This window comes from Novosphingobium lentum NBRC 107847 (assembly GCF_001590965.1).
Lineage (GTDB): Bacteria > Pseudomonadota > Alphaproteobacteria > Sphingomonadales > Sphingomonadaceae > Novosphingobium > Novosphingobium lentum.
Window position 1 is genome coordinate 1 of record NZ_BCTW01000005.1, and the last position, 21,854, is coordinate 21,854.

At 67.5% G+C, this 21,854-nt stretch carries 23 protein-coding genes and 1 tRNA gene; 15 read left to right on the plus strand and 9 right to left on the minus strand.

What is annotated here, in order from left to right; all coding sequences use genetic code 11:
* Positions 1 to 167 precede the first annotated feature (167 nt).
* Entirely contained in the window at positions 168 to 395 is a 228-nt protein-coding gene (gene rpmE, locus NL2_RS05120; protein WP_068072576.1) for a 50S ribosomal protein L31, read from the plus strand.
* A 204-nt stretch (positions 396 to 599) separates the two neighbouring features.
* On the opposite strand, the gene NL2_RS05125 is transcribed toward rpmE, so the two are convergent.
* A complete protein-coding gene (locus NL2_RS05125) occupies positions 600 to 1,235 on the minus strand; it encodes a prolyl hydroxylase family protein (protein ID WP_068072581.1) in 636 nt (211 codons plus the stop codon).
* A 75-nt stretch (positions 1,236 to 1,310) separates the two neighbouring features.
* On the opposite strand from NL2_RS05125, the gene NL2_RS05130 reads away from it, so the two are divergent.
* From NL2_RS05130 to NL2_RS05190, 14 genes are all read left to right on the plus strand, one after another.
* Positions 1,311 to 1,829 carry a GspH/FimT family pseudopilin gene (locus tag NL2_RS05130; protein ID WP_084355895.1) on the plus strand — a complete coding sequence of 173 codons (519 nt, stop codon included), beginning with the start codon at positions 1,311 to 1,313 and terminating at the stop codon, positions 1,827 to 1,829.
* Positions 1,816 to 2,205 (plus strand): type II secretion system minor pseudopilin GspI, encoded by a 390-nt coding sequence (gspI, locus tag NL2_RS05135; protein ID WP_084355896.1) that lies wholly within the window; start codon positions 1,816 to 1,818, stop codon positions 2,203 to 2,205. Before NL2_RS05130 ends, gspI begins: the two co-directional genes overlap by 14 nt.
* Complete coding sequence (gspJ, locus tag NL2_RS05140; protein WP_068072587.1) at positions 2,202 to 2,825, plus strand: type II secretion system minor pseudopilin GspJ; 624 nt, start codon at positions 2,202 to 2,204, stop codon at positions 2,823 to 2,825. The genes gspI and gspJ overlap by 4 nt, the downstream gene beginning before the upstream one ends.
* Positions 2,822 to 3,826 (plus strand): type II secretion system minor pseudopilin GspK, encoded by a 1,005-nt coding sequence (gene gspK / locus NL2_RS05145; protein ID WP_068072590.1) that lies wholly within the window; start codon positions 2,822 to 2,824, stop codon positions 3,824 to 3,826. Before gspJ ends, gspK begins: the two co-directional genes overlap by 4 nt.
* 158 nt (positions 3,827 to 3,984) lie before the next feature.
* Positions 3,985 to 4,061, plus strand: a tRNA-His gene (locus NL2_RS05150).
* A 151-nt stretch (positions 4,062 to 4,212) separates the two neighbouring features.
* Complete coding sequence (locus NL2_RS05155; protein WP_068072593.1) at positions 4,213 to 5,283, plus strand: Glu/Leu/Phe/Val family dehydrogenase; 1,071 nt, start codon at positions 4,213 to 4,215, stop codon at positions 5,281 to 5,283.
* A 311-nt stretch (positions 5,284 to 5,594) separates the two neighbouring features.
* The gene (gene ccmC, locus NL2_RS05160) at positions 5,595 to 6,323 is read left to right on the plus strand and encodes a heme ABC transporter permease CcmC (protein WP_068072596.1); all 729 of its coding nucleotides are present in this window, start codon (positions 5,595 to 5,597) and stop codon (positions 6,321 to 6,323) included.
* An 18-nt stretch (positions 6,324 to 6,341) separates the two neighbouring features.
* On the plus strand, positions 6,342 to 6,515 hold the full coding sequence (locus NL2_RS21380; protein WP_169799470.1) for a hypothetical protein: 174 nt from the start codon (positions 6,342 to 6,344) through the stop codon (positions 6,513 to 6,515).
* A complete protein-coding gene (gene ccmE / locus NL2_RS05165) occupies positions 6,512 to 6,964 on the plus strand; it encodes a cytochrome c maturation protein CcmE (protein WP_068072598.1) in 453 nt (150 codons plus the stop codon). The genes NL2_RS21380 and ccmE overlap by 4 nt, the downstream gene beginning before the upstream one ends.
* Positions 6,961 to 8,910, plus strand: a complete 1,950-nt coding sequence (locus NL2_RS05170) for a heme lyase CcmF/NrfE family subunit (protein WP_068072601.1) — start codon at positions 6,961 to 6,963, stop codon at positions 8,908 to 8,910. Before ccmE ends, NL2_RS05170 begins: the two co-directional genes overlap by 4 nt.
* A complete protein-coding gene (locus NL2_RS05175; RefSeq protein ID WP_068072603.1) occupies positions 8,907 to 9,461 on the plus strand; it encodes a DsbE family thiol:disulfide interchange protein in 555 nt (184 codons plus the stop codon). The genes NL2_RS05170 and NL2_RS05175 overlap by 4 nt, the downstream gene beginning before the upstream one ends.
* Complete coding sequence (locus NL2_RS05180) at positions 9,458 to 9,919, plus strand: cytochrome c-type biogenesis protein (RefSeq protein WP_068072605.1); 462 nt, start codon at positions 9,458 to 9,460, stop codon at positions 9,917 to 9,919. The genes NL2_RS05175 and NL2_RS05180 overlap by 4 nt, the downstream gene beginning before the upstream one ends.
* On the plus strand, positions 9,916 to 10,653 hold the full coding sequence (locus NL2_RS05185; RefSeq protein WP_068072608.1) for a tetratricopeptide repeat protein: 738 nt from the start codon (positions 9,916 to 9,918) through the stop codon (positions 10,651 to 10,653). Before NL2_RS05180 ends, NL2_RS05185 begins: the two co-directional genes overlap by 4 nt.
* 128 nt (positions 10,654 to 10,781) lie before the next feature.
* Entirely contained in the window at positions 10,782 to 12,725 is a 1,944-nt protein-coding gene (locus NL2_RS05190; protein ID WP_068072610.1) for a potassium transporter Kup, read from the plus strand.
* Between the two features lie 134 nt (positions 12,726 to 12,859).
* On the opposite strand, the gene sthA is transcribed toward NL2_RS05190, so the two are convergent.
* The 8 genes from sthA to NL2_RS05230 all read right to left on the minus strand — a co-directional run bounded on the left by sthA (position 12,860) and on the right by NL2_RS05230 (position 21,739).
* Positions 12,860 to 14,260, minus strand: a complete 1,401-nt coding sequence (gene sthA, locus NL2_RS05195) for a Si-specific NAD(P)(+) transhydrogenase (protein ID WP_068072617.1) — start codon at positions 14,258 to 14,260, stop codon at positions 12,860 to 12,862.
* A 406-nt stretch (positions 14,261 to 14,666) separates the two neighbouring features.
* On the minus strand, positions 14,667 to 15,239 hold the full coding sequence (locus NL2_RS05200; protein WP_068072620.1) for a DUF4337 domain-containing protein: 573 nt from the start codon (positions 15,237 to 15,239) through the stop codon (positions 14,667 to 14,669).
* Positions 15,240 to 15,431: 192 nt separating this feature from the next.
* Positions 15,432 to 16,004, minus strand: coding sequence for a urate hydroxylase PuuD (locus NL2_RS05205; RefSeq protein WP_068072624.1), 573 nt, complete (start codon positions 16,002 to 16,004; stop codon positions 15,432 to 15,434).
* 146 nt (positions 16,005 to 16,150) lie between these two features.
* Entirely contained in the window at positions 16,151 to 16,774 is a 624-nt protein-coding gene (locus NL2_RS05210) for an inner membrane-spanning protein YciB (protein ID WP_068073045.1), read from the minus strand.
* Positions 16,775 to 16,857: 83 nt separating this feature from the next.
* Positions 16,858 to 17,802: a signal recognition particle-docking protein FtsY gene (gene ftsY / locus NL2_RS05215; protein ID WP_068072626.1), complete on the minus strand. Its 945-nt coding sequence runs from the start codon at positions 17,800 to 17,802 to the stop codon at positions 16,858 to 16,860.
* Entirely contained in the window at positions 17,799 to 19,145 is a 1,347-nt protein-coding gene (locus NL2_RS05220) for a MiaB/RimO family radical SAM methylthiotransferase (RefSeq protein ID WP_068072629.1), read from the minus strand. Before NL2_RS05220 ends, ftsY begins: the two co-directional genes overlap by 4 nt.
* Positions 19,142 to 19,966: a diaminopimelate epimerase gene (dapF, locus tag NL2_RS05225; protein WP_068072631.1), complete on the minus strand. Its 825-nt coding sequence runs from the start codon at positions 19,964 to 19,966 to the stop codon at positions 19,142 to 19,144. Before dapF ends, NL2_RS05220 begins: the two co-directional genes overlap by 4 nt.
* A gap of 99 nt (positions 19,967 to 20,065) precedes the next feature.
* Entirely contained in the window at positions 20,066 to 21,739 is a 1,674-nt protein-coding gene (locus NL2_RS05230) for a putative bifunctional diguanylate cyclase/phosphodiesterase (RefSeq protein ID WP_084355899.1), read from the minus strand.
* Positions 21,740 to 21,854 lie beyond the last annotated feature (115 nt).

The window sequence follows — 21,854 nt, forward strand, 5'->3', positions numbered from 1 at the left end:
GCCGCTTCCAGCCGTGAGGCTGGAAAAGGACTCTGCCGCCCCAGCCGTGAGGCTGGCAGACTGACTCCTCGAGGCTGGACATAGAATAAAAGCATCGCTAAGCGCGCGCTTTCCAGATTTCCCGTCAGGCCGGTCGGAACCGGCCACCATTTGCGGAGCATATTGCCATGAAGGCCGATACCCACCCCGACTACCACACCATCAAGGTGCAGATGACCGACGGCACCATTTTCGAGACTCGCTCGACCTGGGGCAAGGAGGGCGACACCATGGCGCTCGACATCGATCCGCTGTCGCACCCGGCCTGGACCGGCGGCCAGCGCCAGCTCGATCAGGGCGGCCGCGTCGCGCAGTTCAACAAGCGTTTCGGCGGGCTCAGCCTCAAGAAGAACTGATCGGTTCTTCGATGCGATACGGGAAGGGCGGCCATCGTGCCGCCCTTTTTGCGTCTGGGGTGGTCTCAACAAAGCTGATCCGGCACCGGCCCGCTCCCCCGCCCGGCCACCCGACAGGATACCTTGGGGGTGGCCGGGCGGGGGAGCGGGCCGGTGCCGCACCCTGTTTCGGTACGCCGAAACAGATCATAAATGTCGCTCAGATCATCCCCACGGCCGTTCGCGATACCACTTGGTGATGACGTACTTGGTGCCCTTGCGCACCTTCATGCCGTGGTGCAGCGTGGCCGGATTGACGCTGCCGTCGGGGCGGCGGTTGTTCCAGCACAGCAGCTTGCCGGCTTCGGGCTGGATCATCTTGTCGATCACCTTGAACCGCGTCGCCCCGCCCGCCTCGACCTGGTTGAGGTAGATCATGAATGTCCAGGTGCGCTGCCCGGCGACGGTGCAATATTGTGCGAAATCAGCGCCTTGCGGGTCGAAATAATCGGTGTGCGCCTTGAATTCCTGGCCCGGCGCATACCGCTGGCCCTGCAACGGCTCGCCATGCGCCGGATCGATCCCCGAGATTTCGGCCAGCAGCGCATCCAGCGCGGCGACCTCGGGCTCGGCCATCGGCAGGTCGCAGGTCTCGCTGGTGCGGAAAGCATTGTCGCCATTGGGATCGGCGATGGTCGACGGCCGGCGATCGGCATCGATCAGCGCCATCAGCCGGGTGCAGGATTGGGGCGACAGAAACCCGCGGCGGATGAACAGTTCGAGCTTGGGACTGGGCACTCGCTGCATCGCCGGCAGTGCGAGCAGGCGGGCAGCACAGGATGGGGCCGTGACGGTGGACATCGCTGCCCTCCCTAACGCGCAGGCGGCCACCTGCCAACTTGCGCTGTGGCGGCGAGACGCCGTAAGTCCGTGACCATGCCAGCCCCCGCTTCCCGCTCTACCACCCGCCTGACCAACGGCTTCAGTCTAGTCGAGTTGATGGTGGTGATGTTCGTGATGGGGCTGCTCGCGGGCGCGGTGGTGCTGTCGCTGCCGGGCGACGGCCGGGCACTGCGCACCGAGGGCGAGCGGTTTGCCGCGCGCACGCTGGCCGCTCGAGACGAGGCGATCACCGGCGGGGCGCCGGTCGCGCTGGTCGTGGGCAATGCCGGCTATTATTTCGAGCGACGCATCGACGGCGGCTGGCACAGCCTCGACGCCAGCCGGCTCGGCCTCACCAACTGGGCCAAGGGCACCACCGCGCGGGTCGCAGGGCAGGGCGGGCCAGTGGTTCAGGGCGCACCGGAAGGGCAGGGCGGGGGGCGCAGCCGCATCGTGTTCGATCCGGTCGGCTTGGCAAGTGGCGACGCCAGCGTGCGACTGGTCCATGGCAGCGCCGTGGTCGCGGTGCGCATCGCCCGCGACGGTCAGGTGGCGGTCGATGGGTCGCGCTGAGCGTCCAACGAGCGAACGGGGGTTCACGCTGATCGAGATGCTCGTCGCGCTGGCGGTGTTTGCGCTGGCTGCGCTGGCGCTGCTCAAGCTGGAGGGCGAGAGCATTGCGCGCACCGCCGATCTCGACCAGCGGTTCCTGCGCGAAGTGGTGGCGCAGAACCTGGCGGCAGAGACGCTGACCGACCCCGCCCCGCCGGCACTGGGGGCGGCGACGGGCACGGTCAGCAACATGGGGCGCAATTTCGCGTGGCAGCGGCGCGTCGCGGCGCAGGAATCGTTCGGCGTGCTGGCGATCACGATCAGGGTGCGCGAGGTTACGCCGGGCGCGCTGGGGACCGCGTACACGCTCGATTTCACCCGGTTGCCGGCGTCATGAAGCGCGCCGGTCGCATCACCGTGAGCCGCAGCGAGGCGGGGTTCACGCTGGTGGAGATGCTGATCGCGCTGGCGATTTTCGCGGTGATCGCGGGCGGGGCGCTAGCGCTGCTGCGGTTCAGCGTCGATGCCGAACTGGCGAGCCGCCACAGGACCGACCGCATCGCCGAGGACCGCCGGTTCCTGGCGGTGTGGACCGCCGATCTGGCGCAAGCCACGCCGCGCACCGCCCGCGACGAGACCGGCACGGCGCAGCCCGCGCTCGACGCGCCCGGCGCAGGGACCGGCGGCCTGCTGCTGCGACTGACGCGCAGCGGCTGGGCCAATGTCGACGGCGCGCCGCGACCCAGCCTCGAAAAGGTCGAGTACCGCTGGCAAGGCGGAAAACTGCTGCGCGCCGGCTATCCGTTTCCCGATGGCGCCGCTGCCGATCCTGCCACCGCCGTGCTCGATGCCGCGACGGTCCCGGCGCTGCGGTTCCGCACCCGCGACGGGCTGTGGCACACCTCATGGCAGCCGGAGCGCGACACCGAACTGCCGGTCGCGATCGAGATCACGCTGCCACGCTCTGGCGGGCGGGCCTTGCGCATCGTTTCGCTGGTGGGGGTCAATTACCAGTGACTCGCCTTCCGCAATTTCACCCGCCGGAACGGGAACGCGGCGCCGCGCTGCTGTCGGTGCTGCTGCTCGTGGCGGTGATGGCGGTGATCGCGGCGGTGATGCTCGAACGGCTCAACCTGGCGACGCATCTGGCTGGCAACGGGCAGGCGATGGCGCAGGCGCGGCTTTACGCCACCAGCGCCGAAAGCCTGGCGATGGCGCGGATCAAGGGGCTGCTCGAGGCCGATCAACAGCGCACCGTCGATCGCACCGGGTTGCTGGGGCGCGAGTTTCCGCTGCCGCTGGTGCGCGGCGTGGTGCGGGCGCGGATCGACGATGCGGACAACTGCTTCAACGTCAATTCGCTGGTCGAACAGGCGGCCGACGGGCGGCTGGCGCTGCGTCCGGCAGGGCTGTCGCAGCTGCGCGCGCTGATGAAGGGCCTTGCGGTGCCCGAGAACGAGGCGGTCCCGGTCAGCGATGCGATCGCCGACTGGATCGACAGCGACGATGTGGCCCAGCCCAACGGCGCGGAGGACGACTGGTATCGCGCGCAGCCGGTGCCGTATCGCACCGCCGGGCGGCTGATCGGCGATGTCAGCGAACTGCGCGCGGTCAAGGGCATGACCGCCACGACCTATGCCCGGCTGCGGCCATGGCTGTGCGCGCTGCCGGCGGCGCAACTTTCGCCGATCAACATCAACACCTTGCGCATCGACCAGGCGCGGCTGCTGGCGATGCTGGCGCCGCAGCAATTGCCGATCGACCGGGTGCGCGGGCTGATTGCGGCGCGCCCGCCCGATGGCTGGGCGGATGCGGGCGCGGTGCTGCAGCCGTTTTCGGGCGGCAACACGCTCGGCCCGGTGCCGCTGGGGCAGTTGCAGGTGCGCAGCCGGTGGTTCCTGCTGACCCAGTCGGTGCAGGTCGATTCGGTGGAGGTCGAGGAGCAGGCGCTGATCGATTCCAGCCTTTCACCGCCGCGCGTTGCGTTCCGCAGCTGGGGCGACCGCGACAGCCGCTGACGGCCACGCAACAATGTTGCGCGGCGGGGCGGAGAAGCAAGATTTCGCTTCCCAAGTCGAGACGTTTCTGCAACAGGCGCACCCCGCGCTACTAGCCGCTTGACGAAAAGGGTCCGCTGCCTAGACAGCGCCCCTTCGGCAGTGCGCGTGACAGTGTGGCGACCGTAGCTCAGTTGGTTAGAGCGCCGGTTTGTGGTACCGGAGGTCGGGGGTTCGAACCCCCTCGGTCGCCCCATTTTCCCTGACTTGCCTTTGTTTTTGGGGGCTTTGCCCCGTGCGCGGCACCGGCCCGCTCCCCCGCCCGGCCACCCACGGCATTGTCCGCTATGGGTGGCCGGGCGGGGGAGCGGGCCGGCGCCGCGACCGAACGTGAGTGAGGAACCAAGATGCCGGCGTTCTGGACGGAAAGCGATTTCGACGACCATGAGGCCGTGCAAGTGGTGCGCCATCGCGCATCGGGCCTGACCGCGATCTTCGCGATCCATTCGACGCATCTGGGCCCGGCGGCGGGCGGCACGCGGTTCTGGCACTATCCCGACCCCGCGCTGGCGATGCGCGATGCGCTGCGGCTGAGCCGGGGCATGAGCTACAAGAACGCGATGGCCGACTTGCCGATGGGCGGGGGCAAGGCGGTGATCCTGGCCGACGAAACCCGCACCAAGACGCCCGCCATGCTCGATGCGTTCGGCGATGCGATCGAGGCGCTGGGCGGGCGCTATGTCACCGCCGAGGACGTGGGTATCAGCGAGGCGGACATGGTCGCCGTCGCGCGGCGCACGTCCTACGTTTCGGGCCTGCCGACGCACGGTTCGCCGGGCGGATCGGCGGGCGGCGATCCGGGGCCGTTCACGGCGATGGGCATCTACCACGGCATCAAGGCCGCCGTGCGCCACAAGCTGGGGCGCGACAGCATGGCCGGCGTCCACGTTGCGGTGCAGGGCACCGGCAGCGTCGGCGGCGGCGTGGCGCGGTTGCTGGCGCGCGACGGCGCACGGCTGACGCTGGCCGATATCCACCACGACCGCGCCGCCGCGCTGGCGGCGGAGCTGGGCGCCACGCAAGTCGCGGCGGACGATGTGCTCGATACCCGCTGCGACGTGTTCAGCCCCAATGCGCTGGGCGCGATCCTCGACGATTCGGGCGTGGGCCGGATCGAGGCTCCGATCGTGGCGGGCGGCGCCAACAACCAGCTGGCGCGGCCCGAACATGGCGCGGCCCTGGCAGCACGCGGCATCCTGTATGCCCCCGACTATGTCATCAACGCCGGCGGGATCATCAGCGTCACGCTGGAATACCTCGCCCGGTGCCAGGGCAGCCACTGCGACGTGGATGAGGTCAATCGGCGGCTGAAGCAGATCCCCGAGCGGCTGGCCGAAATCTGGCGCCAGAGCGAATCGAGCGGCGTCAGCCCCGACGCGGTGGCCGATCGCATGGCGCAGGCCAAGATCGGGCGCTGACGGGTTCGGGCATCGAATCGGCGATCGGTTCAGGTTCGCCAACCGGTTGCTGACGAAGTTTACGAAGTTGACACACCCCTGCGCAAGTTCGCAGCCCTTCCTCAAGATCGTGCGGAAGGGTTCCAAAAAGCGGGCGAAAGTGCGCATCGGCACTGCCTAGACCATCATCGATCCTGTAGGACAGCGCTTGCTTGCAAATGCGCCGCCGTTCCCCGCCGCTTGGCCCTTGCCCCGCCGCGCCCCAAGTGGCAGAGCACCGGCAACCGGCGGCGGGGGTCGCCGGACTTTATTGGATCGATAACCCCGCGCCGATGCACGGTTTTGCCAATCCCGCCCGCTTCCTGCGCCTTGCGCGCTGGCTTACGCCCCTGCTGCTCGGCTCGGGGCTGCTGCTGGCGTCGGGCGCGTTGCTGTGGGGCCTGCTGGTGGTTCCGCCCGACCGGCTGATGGGCGATACCGTGCGCATCCTGTTCATCCACGTGCCGTGCGTGTGGCTGGGCATGGCGGGCTGGTCCACCATCGCGATTTCCAGTCTGGTCGAACTGGTCTGGCGCCATCCGCTGGCCGCCATTTCCGGCCGCGCCGCCGCTGTGCCGGGCGCGGCGTTCACCGCGATGGGGCTGGCCACCGGATCGATCTGGGGCCGGCCGACCTGGGGCACCTGGTGGGTGTGGGACGGGCGGCTGACCAGCTTCCTGATCCTGCTGTTCCTCTATTTCGGCTATATCGCGCTGGCCAACGCGGCGCAGCGCGATGCCGCCGCCGGGTCTGGCGCCAACCGCGTGACCGCGATCTTCGGCATCGTCGGCGCGATCAACATTCCGATCATCAACCGGTCGGTGGTGTGGTGGAACAGCCTGCACCAGCCGCCGTCGATCACGATGGGCAAGTCCTCGATCGACGGGACGTTCCTGTGGCCGCTGCTGTTTGCGGCGGTGGGCTTTTCGCTGATCTTCGGCGGGGTCGTGCTGGCGCGGATGCGGATGCTGCTCGCCGATATTCAGGCCGAGGCGCGCCTGCGCCGCAAGGCCATGGCCTGAACCGGGATCGGCAAGACCATGCATGAACGCCTTGCCCAGTGGGACTTCGTCATCGCCGCCTATGCGATCGGCGTGATCGGCACGTGCCTGATGGTCGGCTGGACGCTGGTGGCGATGCGCCGCGCCGAAATGCGCCGCGATCTGGTCCGGGGCAGCGCCAGGGCCAACAGCGGCGGGACGCCCGAAGCATGAGCACGATCAAGCCCAAGCACCAGCGGCTGGTGCTGGTGGTGATCGCGCTGGTCGCGCTGGTCGGCGCCGGGCTGCTGGCGGCGTTCGCGCTGAAAAGCCAGGCGTCGTACTTCTACCTGCCGAGCGATATCGTGGCCAAGCCGCCCGAAGCCGACCGCGCGGTGCGGCTGGGCGGGATGGTCGAAAAGGGCTCGATCGCGCACAGCCCCGACGGCATTACCGTCCAGTTCATCGTCGCCGACGGCAAGGCGCGCGTGCCGGTGCGGTTCACCGGGATCACGCCCGAGCTGTTCGTCGAAGGATCGGGCGTGGTCGCCGAAGGGCACCTGCAGGCCGGCACGTTCATGGCCGACAATCTGCTGGCCAAGCATGACGAGAAATACGTGCCCCGCGAAATGCGGGACATGACCAAGGCGCAGGCCAAAGCCGTGATCGCGGAGACGAAATGATCGCTGAAATCGGCCTTGCCATGTTGTGGATGGCGGCGGCGCTGGCGCTGCTGCAGCTGTTTGCCGGCGCGCTGGCGCTGCGCCCGGGCGGCACAGCGCTGATCCCGGTGGTACGGCCGCTGGCGATGATGCAGGGGCTGCTCGTGGCGGCGGCCTTTGCCAGCCTGATCACACTGTTCCTGACCACGGACCTTTCGGTCAAGCTGGTCGCGGAAAACAGCCATTCGCTCAAACCGTTCATCTTCAAGCTGGCGGGCACGTGGGGCAACCACGAAGGCTCGATGCTGATGTGGGTGACGATCATGGGGTTGGGTGGCGGCTTCGTCGCGCTGGTCGAGCGGCGGCTGCGCGAGGATACGCTGATCGCCACGCTGGCCGGGCAGGCGTTCGTTTCGCTGGGCTTCTATGCCTTCCTGCTGCTCGCCTCGAACCCGTTCGCGCGGCTACCCGAACCGGCGCCCGAGGGGCAGGGATTGAACCCGCTGCTGCAGGATGTGGGCCTCGCGTTCCATCCGCCCACGCTGTATGTCGGCTATGTCGGGCTTTCGATCGCGTTCAGCTTTGCCATCGGCGCGCTGGTAACGCGCGATGTCGGCCCGGCGTTCGCCCGCGCGATGCGCCCGTGGGTGCTGGGCGCGTGGATCTTCCTGACGCTGGGCATCACCGCCGGGTCGTACTGGGCGTACTACACGCTCGGCTGGGGCGGCTGGTGGTTCTGGGATCCGGTCGAGAACGCCAGCCTGATGCCGTGGCTGGCGGCGACCGCGCTGCTCCATTCGGCCAGCGTGCTGGCGGCGCGCAATGCGCTGCGCGCGTGGACAGTGATGCTGGGCGTGGTCGCGTTCTCGATGTCGATGATCGGCACGTTCCTGGTGCGATCGGGCATCCTTACCTCGGTCCACGCGTTCGCGGTCGATCCGACGCGCGGCAGTTTCATCCTCAGCCTGCTGGCGATCTACATCGGCGGCGCGCTGGCGCTGTTCGCCCTGCGCGCCTCGACCGTGACCGAGGGCGCGCGGTTTGCCCCGGTCAGCCGCGAGGCGGCGCTGGTGTTCAACAACGTGATGCTGTGCGGCATTCTGGGCATCGTGCTGGTTGGCACGCTGTATCCTTTGCTGACCGAGGCGTTCGGCCAGAAGGTTTCGGTGGGACCGCCCTATTTCAACCCGGTCGCGGCGATTTTCGTGCTGCCGATGATCGTGGTGATGTTCGTCGGCCCGCTGCTGCGCTGGCGTGAGGACAAAGCCGCGCGCGTGACCGCGCCGGTGGCGATCCCCGCCGTGGTCGCGGCGTTCGTGTTGTTCGTGCTGGTGCTGGCCGAACCGCAGATGAAGCTGCTGCCCACGCTGGGGCTGGGCGCGGCGGCGGGGCTGGCGGTGGCGAGCGTGATCCCGCTGTTCGGGCGCAATTTGCGCCGCACGCCGCTGCCGACATACGGGATGGTCGTGGCGCATTTCGGCATCGCGGTGGCGCTGGCCGGTATCGCCAGCGACAGCGCGTTCTCGACCGAGAAGCTGGCGGCAGTGAACGTGGGCGACAGCCAGCAGGTTGGCCCGTGGACGATCGCGCTGACCGGGATCGAACCGATCGCCGGGCAGAACTGGACCGCGCTGCAGGCCAATCTTTCGGCCAGCTATGCCGGCGGCGCACCGGTCGCGCTGCAGCCGCAGGCCCGCAGCTTCTCCTCGCCGCCGGGCCAGCGCACCGAATCCGCGCTGAAGACGCGGTGGAACGGGCAGCTTTACACCGTACTGGGTGAAGAGGCCGAGGACGGGCGCTGGCAGCTGCGGCTGTGGTGGAAGCCGTTCGTGCCGCTGATCTGGCTGGGCGGGGCGCTGGTCGCGCTAGGCGGCGCGCTGTCGCTGCTGGGCCGGGTGATCCGCGATGTGACCCGCCTGCGCGCCGAGAGCAAGATCGCCTGGCGCCGCGAAAGGCAGGGGCGATGAGCGAGCCAGAGGCCAAGAAGCGCCCCGGCCTTGCGGTGTGGCTGCCGCTGGCGCTGTTCGCCGGGTTCTTCGTGCTGGTGATGTTCGGGCTGTTCCGCCCGGCCAACCGCGAGGTGTCGAGCGCGATGATCGGCAAGCCGCTGCCCGCGTTCGACTTGCGCCCCGCGACCACCGACAAGCCGGGGCTGGCAGTCGCAAAATTCCAGGATGGCAAGCCCAAGCTGCTCAACATCTTTGCCAGCTGGTGCATACCCTGCGCGGTCGAATCCCCGCAGCTGGCCGCGCTCGCCGCGCAAGGCGTGGAGATCGACGGCATCGCCATCCGCGACCGGCCCGCCGATGTCGCGCGGTTCCTCGCCACCAATGGCAACCCGTTCGCCGCGATCGGGGCCGACGATCTCAGCTCGGTCCAGCTCGCGATCGGATCGTCGGGCGTGCCCGAGACGTTCGTGATCGATGGCAAGGGCATCATCCGCTACCAGCACATCGGCGATATCCGCGCAGAGGACGTGTCGATGATCCTGGGCAAGCTGAAGGATGCAGGCTCATGATCCGGCGGTGGATCGTCATCCTCACGCTGCTGCTGGCCGGGCTTCAGGCTGGGCCGCTGGCCGCGCAGGACCTGCTGCCGCCCGCGCCGTATGCCTACAAGCAGCTGCCCGATCCGGCGCAGGAGGCCAAGGCGCAGGCGCTGATGGAGACATTGCGCTGCCTCAAGTGCCAGAGCCAGTCGATCGCCGATTCGGACGCGCCGATGGCGGGTGACATGCGCCATCAGGTGCGCACGCGCATCGCGGCGGGTGAGGATCCCGAGGCGATCCGCCAGTGGCTGATCGAGCGTTATGGCGACTACGTCAGCTACACCCCGCAGCTTTCGTCGCTGACCTGGCCGCTGTTCGCCGCGCCGCTCGCGTTCTTGGGGCTGGCCGGGCTGCTGCTGCGCCGCCGGTTCCGCCGCAGTGCTGGTGCGGGCGTGCGAACGGCCACACCGCAGGAGAAATCGTCATGACCTGGGTGCTGATCCTGCTGGTGGCCGCCGTGGTGTTCGGCGTGCTGGTGCTGGTGTTCAAGCTGCCGCGCGCCGGATATGAACTGACCGGCGCGGCGCTGCTGCTGGGGATCGCCGGCTATGCCATGCAGGGCCATCCGGGGTACGCCGGTGCGCCCAAGGCGGCGGTCGAGAACGACAAGGTGGCCGACGCCACGCTGATCCAGCAGCGCCAGCAGATGGGCGCATCGTACGGCAAAGGGCAAAGCTGGCTGATCGTGGCCGACGGGCTTTCGCGCCAGGGCCAGTATGGCGCGGCGGCCAACCTGCTCGGCGCTGCGGTCAAGCAGCAGCCCAGGGATGCCGATTTGTGGGTGGCGCTGGGCAATGCGCTGGTCGGCCACAGCGACGGCATGATCAGTCCGGCGGCGCAGTTCGCGCTGCAGAAGGCCGCCAACATCGCGCCCGATCATCCGGGGCCGCCGTTCTTCATGGGGCTGGCGCTGGCGCAATCGGGGCGGCTGGCCGAAGCCCGCGCGCTGTGGGCCGAACTGCTCCAGCGCGCACCCGCCGACGCGCCGTATCGGCCGGACCTGCAGGCGCGGCTGGCGCGGATCGATTCGATGATCGGGGCCCAGGCTCCGGAACCCACACCGGCAGCGGGCAGTGCACCGCCATCGGCAAGTGCACCGGCATCGGCAAGTGCGCCGGCAGGCACAGCGCCGGCTCCCGCCGCATCGGGCGCGGGCCAGTGAGCCTGGCTGCCGTTTTCCCGCGCTCGAGTCCCTGTGTTGCGGGGACCGGAAGCCGGTGCTAATCGCCGCGCGGTTCGCACCCGTCCCGGGCGCGCGCGACCGATGCGGAGCCGGGGGCTGGTGCTGCAATGAATGACGACGTGATTCAGGCAGCGGTTGTTCCAGGTGGGGAAGGCGTCGATCGCCAGGCCGCCGGGCACGATCACCAGAGCCACGGGCGCGGCACCCTGCTGGGCATGGCGGTGGGCGCGATCGGCGTGGTGTTCGGCGATATCGGCACCAGCCCGCTGTACGCGTTGCGCGATACGTTTGCCGGCCACCACCCGCTGCCGCTCGACCAGTTGCACGTTTACGGCATCATCAGCCTGATGTTCTGGTCGATGATGATCATCGTGACGCTGAAATACGTCACCGTGATCATGCGCGCCGACAACAAGGGCGAGGGCGGCAGCCTGGCGCTACTGGCGATGATCAACCAGCATTCGACCGGACGCCGCTGGAGCAAGGGCATCATCCTGCTCGGCGTGTTCGCCACCGCGCTGTTCTATGGCGACAGCATGATCACGCCGGCGGTGTCGGTGATGTCGGCGATCGAGGGTGTCGCGGTGTACCAGCCCGAACTGCACCGGCTGGTGGTGCCGCTGGTGGCGTTCATCCTGGTCGGGCTGTTCTTCATCCAGAGCCGCGGCACGGCGAAAGTCGCCACGTTCTTCGGGCCGATCATGCTGCTCTATTTCGCCACGATCTCGGTGCTGGGCGTGATCTCGATCCTGGCGATGCCGCAAGTCATCGCGGCGCTGTCACCGCACTATGCCGCGCTGATGTTCATCGCCGATCCGCTCCATGGCTTCCTGGCGATGGGCGCGGCGGTGCTGGCAGTGACCGGCGCCGAGGCGCTGTACGCCGACATGGGCCACTTCGGCCGCAACCCGATCCGCCTGTCGTGGCTGGTGTTCGTGCTGCCCGCGCTGGTTCTGAACTACCTGGGGCAGGCCTCGCTGCTGATGCGCGATCCTTCGGCGCTGGAAAGCCCGTTCTATTTCCTCGCGCCCGACTGGTTCCAGTGGCCGCTGCTGGTGCTGGCCAGCGCGGCGGCGGTAATCGCTTCGCAGGCGGTCATCTCGGGCGCGTTTTCGGTCACGCAGCAGGCGATCCAGCTCGGCTTCATCCCGCGCATGACGATCAAGCACACCAGCGAAACCGCCGCCGGGCAGATTTTCGTGCCCGTGGTCAACTGGGCGCTGATGATCGCGGTGCTGCTGCTGGTGTTCATCTTCCAGCGCTCGTCCAACCTTACCGCCGCCTATGGCATCGCGGTGACCGGCGCGATGCTGATCGACAACTTCCTGCTGGCGGTGGTGCTGTTCCAGCTGTGGCGGTGGAACAAGGCCGTTGCGATCCCGCTGCTCGGCCTGTTCTTCGTGATCGACACCGGATACCTTTCGGCCAACCTCACCAAGATTCCCGACGGCGGTTGGGTGCCGCTGGCGATGGGGCTGGCGATTTTCACGCTGCTCACCACGTGGTCGCGCGGGCGCGCGCTGATGCGGCAGAACATGGCCGAAGGATCGATCCCGCTCGAGGTGTTCACCAAGTCGGCGCATTCCAGCGCGGCGCGCGTTTCGGGCACCGCGATCTTCATGGCATCGGCCAGTTCGGGCGTGCCGTCGGCGCTGCTGCACAACATCAAGCACAACAAGGTGCTGCACGAACGCGTCATCATCCTGACCGTGCAGATCGGGGACGTGCCGTATGTCGATCCGGATGAGCGATCGACCGTGAAGGATCTGGGGCAAGGGTTCTACCGCGTGATTCTGCGCTTCGGGTTCCTTGAGGAAACCGATGTTCCCGCCGCGCTCAAGACCGTGACGATGTGCGGCGAGGCGTTCGACATGATGAAGACCAGCTTCTTCCTGTCGCGCCAGACGCTGATCGCTTCGGACAAGCCGGGCATGGCGATCTGGCGCGAAAAGCTGTTCGCATGGATGCTGCGCAACGCCGCCAGCGCGATGGAATTCTTCCGCCTGCCCACCAACCGCGTGGTCGAACTGGGCAGCCAGCTGGAGATTTAGGGCGAATGCCCGTCGTCCCGGACTTGATCCGGGACCGCTGGCGCTCTCACTGGCGGTAGCGTCGTTGTGGCCAGCGGTCCCGGGTCAAGCCCGGGACGACGTTACTCCGCACATCGTCAATTCATGCGCAGCCCTTAACACGCCACCTTGGGCATCCGGTTCCACGCATCCAGCGCGGCGATCTTGTACGCTTCGGCCAGCGTGGGGTAGTTGAAGGTGTTCTCGATGAAATAGTCGAGCGTGCCCTTCAGGTTAAGCACCGCCTGGCCGATGTGGATCAGTTCGGTCGCGCCTTCGCCGATGATGTGCACGCCCAGCAGGCGCCGGGTCTTGAGCGAGAACAGCATCTTCATCATGCCGTTGCTCAACCCCATGATGTGCCCGCGCGAGGTTTCGCGAAAGCGCGCGATGCCGCATTCGTACCCGATCCCGCGCGCGCGCACTTCTTCCTCGTTCATCCCCACGGTCGAGATTTCGGGGACGGCGTAGATGCCATAGGGGAAGTATTGCGGCGCGGGCGGCATCGGCAGGCCGAAGGCGTGGCAGGCGGCGATCCGGCCCTGCTCCATCGAGGTGGAGGCCAGGCTGGGAAAGCCGATCACGTCGCCCGCCGCATAGATGTGCGGAACCGCCGTCTGGAACGTTTTTGGATCGACCGCCAGCCGCCCGCGCGCGTCCACTGCCAGACCGCAGGCGGCCAGATCGAGCGGATCGGTCGCGCCCATCCGGCCCGCCGCATACAGCAGCATGTCGCTGCGGATGGTGCGGCCGCCTTCCAGCGTGGTCACCGGCCAGCCGTCCTTGCCCTTTTCGATCTTCACCACTTTGCTGCCGAGCCGGATGATCGTGCCGCGATCGCGCAGGATGTGGACGAATTCCTGGATGATCTCGCGGTCGATGAAATCGAGGAAGCTCTCGCGCGGCTCGATCAGCGTGACCGGCACGTCCAGCGCGCTAAAGATGGTGGCGTATTCGATGCCGATCACGCCCGCGCCGATCACGGTCAGGCTGCGCGGCACGCGTGGCGCCTCGATCACCGCGTCGCTGTCGAGGATATGATCGTCGTCGAACGGGATGCTCTCGGGACGGAACGGCACCGTGCCCACCGCAATCAGGATGCGCTCGCCCGACACGACCAGATCGCTGTCATCGACGCAGCGGATGTTGAGGCGGTGCGGATCGAGGAACCGCGCGGTGCCGGCGATGGTGCGCACGTTGTTGCGCTGGAACTGGTGTTCGAGCACATCGACTTCGTGTTCCAGCGTCTTGGTCAGCCGGATGCCGAGGTCTTCGCCGCGAATCTCTTTCTTGACCCGGTAGCTGCTGCCGTAGAACCCACGCTCGCGCCAGCCCGACAGGTTCAGCGCGGTTTCGCGCAAGGTCTTGGACGGGATCGTGCCGGTGTGCACGGACACCCCGCCAACTCGCCGGCGTCCTTCGACAACCAGCACGGAATGGCCCAGCTTGGCCGCCTGGACCGCAGCGCGGCGCCCTGCCGGCCCGCTGCCGATAACGATGAAGTCGTACGTTTCCATGCCCGGCGGTTCCCCCGATCGCGACGGACACGCACCGAACGGACATTTCCGCTCGCCGTCGTAGCCGCCCAACCCGTCGCCTGTCCCGGCAACCGCTCCCAAGCTTGTTCTGTCGCCCAAGCTATCGGGTTATGCGGCACCTGTCATGCCCTCGTCGATAATGGCGCAACATGGTTAATGCCGGGGTGGGGCGGGGGTGCTGAAACGCGGGCAGGAATACGTAGTTGGCGGTGGTTCCAAACGTGACCGCTCATGGTGAGGAGAGACTGAGCTTGGCGAAGGCTCGTCTCGAACCACCGCCCGAACGACCGGGTTGTGCTTCGAGACGCCGCTTCGACAAGCTCAGCGGCTCCTCAGCATGAGCGGAAGGGATTGGATCGAATGAAACGGATGCCTGCCGTGCTCGCTAACCCAGGAAGTTGCTCAGCACGTCGGGGTGGAACGCCAGCCGGGCAAAGCCGCACACGCCCATGAACAGGCCGAACGCGCCGAACGCCCAGCTGCCGAACAGGACACCGAAGCTTTCGACCAATGCCGCCACCGCCGCCAGCGAGATCGCGGTGGAGATCAGCGCCTCGCTCGCATCGAACTGGTCATCGTGGACGTTGAGCGCGTCGTAGCTGTCGGCAAAGCCTTGCGCCTTGGCGGCGAGTTTCGGCGCTTCGGCGGTGTACTTGGCAATCTCGCCGTCGAGCGTGGCCAGCGTCTGCGCGGCCTGGGCCTTGCCTGCGCCGCTGGTCCCTTGGGCGATCACGGTCACTTCTGCGCGCGCGGTCTGCGCGATGTGCAGCTTGGTGCGTGTCGCCTGGTATTCGCCCCAGGTGTCGACCGAATCCGACTTGGCCTGCTGCATGTTCTGCACAAGGTTGCCGTCCTTGATGTTGCACAGCCCGGTGAACACCGACAGCAGCACCACGGTGATGGCGACCAGGCGGTTGAGCCGCTTGTCCTTGGCTTCGGCGCTGACTTCGACTTCCATGGCATTGGCTTCCCGCGCTCGATTGTCCGGCGGGAAATAGCCGTGGGGTGGCGGCTGCGCCAATTAAGCCCCGGTAATGCGGTCGCCATGAAGCGGGCCGCCATACCCGTCGGGCGCACCACGCAGACACACGCAGGGCGCGACCACCGCCCGGTGATCGCGCCCCGTGTGACGCGCGACGATGATGCGCGATCAGCCCAGGTTGGCGCTGACCATGCAGTAGATCATCGGGATCGACAGCAGCAGGTTGGTGCGGCTGGCGAACAGTGCGCGTGGCGCGGCCTTGGCCTTTTCCTCGGCCGTGGCTTCGACGATGCCCAGGATCTTCTTCTGCGCGGGCCAGATGATGAACCACACGTTGAAGGCCATGATGATCGCCATCCACATGCCGACGCCGATCAGGTTGACGTTGCCGTCACCGGTGAAGGTCAGCGCGGCGTGGCCGTAGCCGTCGATGATCGAGATGCCGAGGCCGGTCAGCAGCGTCAGCAGAGCCCCCCAGCGGAAGAAGAAGAACACCTTGGGGGCGATGTGCCCGGTGATCGCACCCTTCTGTTCGGCGGGGATCGACGGCATCGTCGGCACCTGCACGAAGTTGAGGTAATACAGCAGGCCGATCCACAGGATGCCGAAGAACACGTGCAGCCAGCGGAACAGCGCGTTGGCATCGACCGGGGCCGATGCGGCGAAAGCGACCATGACGATGATGGCGAGGACGAGCCCCGCTATCAGCACCAGGTGCAGGTTACCAAAGAACTTGGCCATGAAAAATTCCCCCTAGAATGCGTTGGCGATAGCTCCTGCACTGCGCAGCGGCGGGAGCCTGACCGGCGCATATTAGGCCAGGTGTGGCTTTTGTCACACTGTTTTGCGCAACGTTCGCAACTGGCGACGCAACCCGGGCCCCGGGCTCAGTCGTGCGGCGGGTCCTGCAGCACCTCGTTTTCGGCATCCTCGCCCAGCCCATGGCGCAGCAGCATCGGCACTTGCGCGAAGGTGAACAGGAACGACAGCGCGGTCACGCCCCACACCTTGATCCACAGCCAGGTCTCGAACCCGCCGTTGGACTTGTTGTAGAAGTGGCGCAGGATCTCGTTCACCACCGCCAGCACCAGGAAGAACACCGCCCAGTTGCGCGACAGCTTGAGCCATCCGGCATCGTCCAGCCCGTCGAACGCCGATTGCAGCAGCGTGCGCAGCATCGCCTTGCCGCGCAGCAATCCGCCGAACAGGATGCCCGCGAACAGCAGGTACACCGCCGTGGGTTTCATCTGGATGTAGTCGGGATCGCCCAGCCACACGGTCAGCGCGCCGAACGCCAGGATCAGCACGGTCGACAGCCACAACATCGGCGAAATCTTGCCCAGCCGCCATTTCGACACCGCCAGCGCCACCACCGTGGCGACCATGAACGCGATCGTGCTCTTGGTCACGGCGACCACCGCGCCCAGCCCGTTATCGCCCTTGGGCGGGCTGAAATAGCGGTAGGCGAGGAAGAACACGAGCAGCGGCCCGAAATCGACCGCCAGGTTGATCCATGAGGATTTGGGCTTGGGTTCGCGCCCTTCGACAGGCTCAGGACGAGCGGGGGAGGGTGTCGGGGAGGAGACGGAATCGCTCACCGGAACACCCCCGCGATGACCTTGGCGAGCAGGTCGGGGTCGAACGGGCGCAAGTCGTCGATCTTCTCTCCCACGCCGATGGCATGGATCGGCAGGCCGTATTGCTCCGCCGCCGCCACCAGCACGCCGCCGCGCGCGGTGCCGTCCAGCTTGGTCATGATCAGCCCGGTCACGCCTGCGATTTCCTTGAACGTCTCGATCTGCTGCAGCGCATTCTGCCCGTTGGTGGCATCGAGCACCAGCACGACGTCGTGCGGCGCTTCGGGATTGAGGCGGCCCAGCACGCGGCGGACCTTGGCCAGTTCGTCCATCAGTTCGCGCTTGTTGTGCAGGCGGCCGGCGGTATCGACGATCAGCGTGTCGATGCCGGTGCTGGTCGCCGCCTTGACCGCATCGAATACCACGCTGGCCGGATCGCCGCCCTCGGGCCCGGTGATCACCGGCACGCCGAGCCGGTCAGCCCAGACTTTCAGCTGGCCGATCGCGGCGGCGCGGAAGGTGTCGCCTGCCGCCAGCATCACGCCGTAATCCTGTTCCTGGAACAAGTGCGCCAGCTTGGCGATGGTGGTGGTCTTGCCCGATCCGTTGACCCCGATCACCAGGATCACTTGCGGGCGCGGAAACGCCACGATGTCGAGCGGCTTGGCCACCGGGCGCAGGATCGCGGCGATTTCCTCGGCGACCGCCTCGCGCAGCGCCTGATCGTCAAGCCCGCGCTCGAACCGGTTGGCGGCAAGCTTGTCGCGGATCCGCCCGGCGGCGCGCGGGCCAAGGTCGGACAGGATCAGCGCGTCCTCGATCTCGTCGAGCTGCGCATCGTCGAGCTTCGTCTTCGACACGATGCCCGAGAGGTTTTCGGTCAGCCGTTCGGACGTCTTGCGGAACCCGCCCAGCAGGCGGCCAGTCCAGTTGTTTTCGGCAACCGGGGTTTCGTCGCTCATGCGCCTTGGTCCTTGCTGTGCAGTTCGTCGGCGATGAGCATGCCGTCGGCCATCCGTGTCGGGTTCAGGGTAACGAGGCTGCCGGGCTTTGTGTCCCCCGGCAGGCGATATGGCGCGAATTCGGGCGAGTGGCCGGTGCCGTCACGCTCTGCCAACACCGTGCGGGGCTGGCCGATCAGCGTGGCGAGCCAGCGCGCGCGTTCGTGCGCCACGGCGGCGCGCAGCTCTGCAGCACGGGCGCGGACGGTGGCCGGCGGCACTTGCGGCATCCGCGCGGCGGGTGTGCCGGGGCGCGGCGAATAAGGAAACACGTGGCCATGGACCACGCCGCACGCCGCGACGATCGACAGGTTCGCATCGTGCATCGCGTCGCTCTCGGTCGGAAAACCGGCGATGAGGTCGGCGCCGATGGCGATCTCGGGCCGGGCGGCGCGCAGGCGCTCGACCAGCGCGACGGCCTGCGCGCGGGTGTGGCGGCGCTTCATCCGCTTCAGCACCATGTCGTCGCCCGATTGCAGCGACAGGTGGAGATGCGGCATCACGCGCGGTTCGCCGGTGATCAGTTCGACCAGCAGCGGATCGATCTCCACCCCGTCGAGCGACGACAGGCGCAGCCGGGGCAGCGCGGGAAACGCAACCAGGATCGCCGCGACGAGATCGCCGAGGCGGGGACTGCCGGGCAGGTCCGCGCCCCAGCCGGTCACGTCCACGCCGGTCAGCACCACTTCGCGCGTGCCCGCCGCGCCATGCGCCTCGATCGCGTGCAGCACGTCGGCAACCGGGGTGGACAGGCTTGCGCCCCGGCCCTGCGGGATGATGCAGAACGTGCAGGCATGGTCGCACCCGGTCTGGACCGGCACGAACGCGCGGGTGTGGGTGTGCTCGGCGCGTCCCCGCCCTGCGACAGGCTCAGGATGAACTTCCGGCCATCGGCCGGAAGGCGGGGATCTCAGGAGATTGCCATCGGTGCCATCCTGCACGCGGTCCCCGCCTTGGCGGGGAAGCGGGACGTGGGCAGCAGCTGTTTCACCGGGATCCACCCAGCTCGCCGGATCGAGCTTGGCGTCGTTGGCCACCACCCCATCCACTTCGGCCATCGCGGCAAACGCCTCGCGCTCGATCGTCGCGGCGCAGCCTGTCACCAGCAGCCGCGCATCGGGGTGATCGCGGCGCAGCTTGCGCACCGCGCGGCGCGACTGGCGCATCGCTTCTGCGGTGACCGCGCAGGAATTGACCACCACCGTCGCGCGCGTGTCACCCACGGCACCCGCAGTCAGCGCGCGGATCGTTTCACTTTCGGCCAGGTTCAGGCGGCAGCCGAGCGTGACCACGCGCGCGGTCACGCCGGGTATTCCGCATCATCGAACCAGCCTTCGAACGACAGCGTCGCCGGGCCGGTCATGGTGATGGTGCCGGGGCCCTGTTCTGAGTTTTGCGCCCACGCGATCGTCAGCGACCCGCCGGGCAGGTCCACGGTGACGCGGCGGCCGGTCAGCTTGCGCCGCATCGCCGCGACTGCCGTGGCGCAGGCGCCGGTGCCGCAGGCGCGGGTCAGGCCGACGCCGCGTTCCCACACGCGCAAGGCGATGCGATCAGGGCCGGTGATCGTGGCGACGTTGACGTTGATGCGGTCGGGAAACAGCGGGTCGTGCTCGATCAGCGGACCCAGCCGGGCCAGGTCCACCGCCGCCTGGTCGGGCACGAAGAACACCGCGTGGGGATTGCCGACGTTGACCCCCGCCGGGCCTGCGAGGTCTTCCCAGCCGACCGGCATGGCCAGTGTGTCCATCGCATAGGCCACCGGAATTTCGTTCCAGCCGAAGCGCGGGGCGCCCATATCGACCGCGATGCCGTCCGCCGTCGCGGCGCTGGCGATGATCCCGCCGGCGGTCTCGATCCGCTGCTCGCCGCCCAGCATCAGGCCCACGGCGCGGCTGGCGTTGCCGCACGCCTCGACCTCGCCGCCATCGGCGTTGAAGATGCGCATGCGTACGTCGGCCAGGGTGGAGGGTTCGAGCAGGATCAGCTGGTCGCAGCCGATGCCGGTGTGGCGATCGGCCAGCGATGCGGCGCGCGCTGGGGTAACCGCCAGCGGCGTCTCGCGGCCGTCGATGACCACGAAATCGTTGCCCAGGCCGTGCATCTTGCGAAAGGGGACGCGCATGTCGCGCGATCTAGGCGGCAATGCCCCCCTTCGCAATGCCCGCTGCGCCGGTGGGCCGAACCAATTTCAGAAGCTTGGCGGCGCGATCGGCTCGCCCGGTCAGGATCCGGTGGCGGTCCGCAGCGGAGCGAGCAGGTCCGGTGTGGTCGGGCCACCCGGCACGGGAGCAATCGCCAGCAGGTTCTGCTCGGCGAGCATCCGGCGCACCGCTTCGCCCGATTCGGGCTGGCCATAGAGGAAGCCCTGGCCCTTGAACGTCCCGAACGTCTTGAGCAGCGCCAGCACTTCCTTGTTCTCGATGCCTTCGGCGGTGATCGGCAGGTCCATGCCCCGGCCGAGCGAGGAAATCGCCTCGATGATCGTCGAGCTTTCCTTGCTCGATCCCAGCGTCGATACGAACGTGCGGTCGATCTTGATGCGGTCGAACGGCAGCGTGCGCAGCTGGGCAAGGCTGGAATAGCCGGTGCCGAAATCGTCGAGGCTGATGCCGATGCCCTGGTTCTTCAGACTGGTGATCAGTGAGCGGACGACGCCGACGTTTTCGTGCAGGCAGCTTTCGGTGATCTCGATGTCGAGCCGGCTGGGCGGGAAGTTGGCCGAGATCAGCAGCTTGAGCAGCTTCTGCGCAAACCACGGATCGCGCAGCTGGACCGGCGAGATGTTGACCGACAGCGTCAGCGACGGGTCCCATTCGCGCGCATCACGCAACGCCTGGGCGATCAGCGTTTCGGACAGTTCGGAGATGCAGCCGATTTCCTCGGCGATCGGGATGAACACTTCGGGGCTGATCATGCCGTGCGCGGGCGAATTCCAGCGCGCCAGCATCTCGAACCCGGTGATGCGACCATCCTCTAGGTCGATCTGCTTTTCATAGTAGGGCACGAATTCGCCCGCCGGGATGCCCGCGCGGATGCCCGCCTCCAGCTCGCTGCGGAACCGCAGTTCCTTTTCCATGCTGGCTTCGAACCAGTAGTAGCGGTTGCGGCCGCCCTTCTTGGCCTGGTACATCGCGATGTCCGCCATGTGCAGCAGTTGCTGCGCGGCTTCCTCGTCCACGCCGCTCAGCAGTTCGTCGCTGCGGGCAAGCCCGATCGAGACGGTCACGTCCAGTTCGAGCGAACCCGACTGGATCGGCGAGGCGATGCCTTCGTTGAGCAGGCTGGCGAGGTTTTCGACGTGTTCGGAATGGGCGCGGTCGATCGGCACGACGCAGGCGAATTCATCGCCGCCCAGCCGCGCCAGCAGCGCCCGTTCGGGCAGCATGGCGCGGATGCGGCGGGTCGATTCGATCAGGATGTCGTCGCCGCTCTGGTGGCCGTGGATGTCGTTGATGCGCTTGAACTTGTCGAGATCGATCATCATCACGACCACGGCAGTGCCCTGGCGCTGCGCGTCGGCGAGCATCGCGGCGGTGGCCGGGCCGATGCTGCGGCGGTTGAGGCAGCCGGTCAGCGGATCGGTCTGGGCAAGGCGCGAGGCGGTTTCTTCGGCCTTGCGCCGGTCGCCGACTTCGCGAGTGAGCTCGACATAGCGCCGCCAGCCGAAGATGATCAGCGCGATGTTGAGGATCAGTGCGTTGCCCAGCAGCCGGTCGGCCTGGATCCCGGCACCCAGATAGGCGCGCACCAGATCGGTCATCACGGCGCTGCCGGTGCCCACGAACAGGATGATCGCGGCGACCACCACGCCAAGCGCGACGATGTCCTTTTCGGCGCGGCCGATGCGATGCTCCGGTTCGCTCGCCTGGCAGTCTGTTTGCGGCTGTTGCACCATAAATCGGGCCCGTTTCCCCCCTAGGACTGCAAACGATATAGCGGCGGCCGGATAAAATATTGGTTAAGGCCGTCTTTCCGTCTGCGGCGATTGGCCCGTAACGTCGGCATCGCCG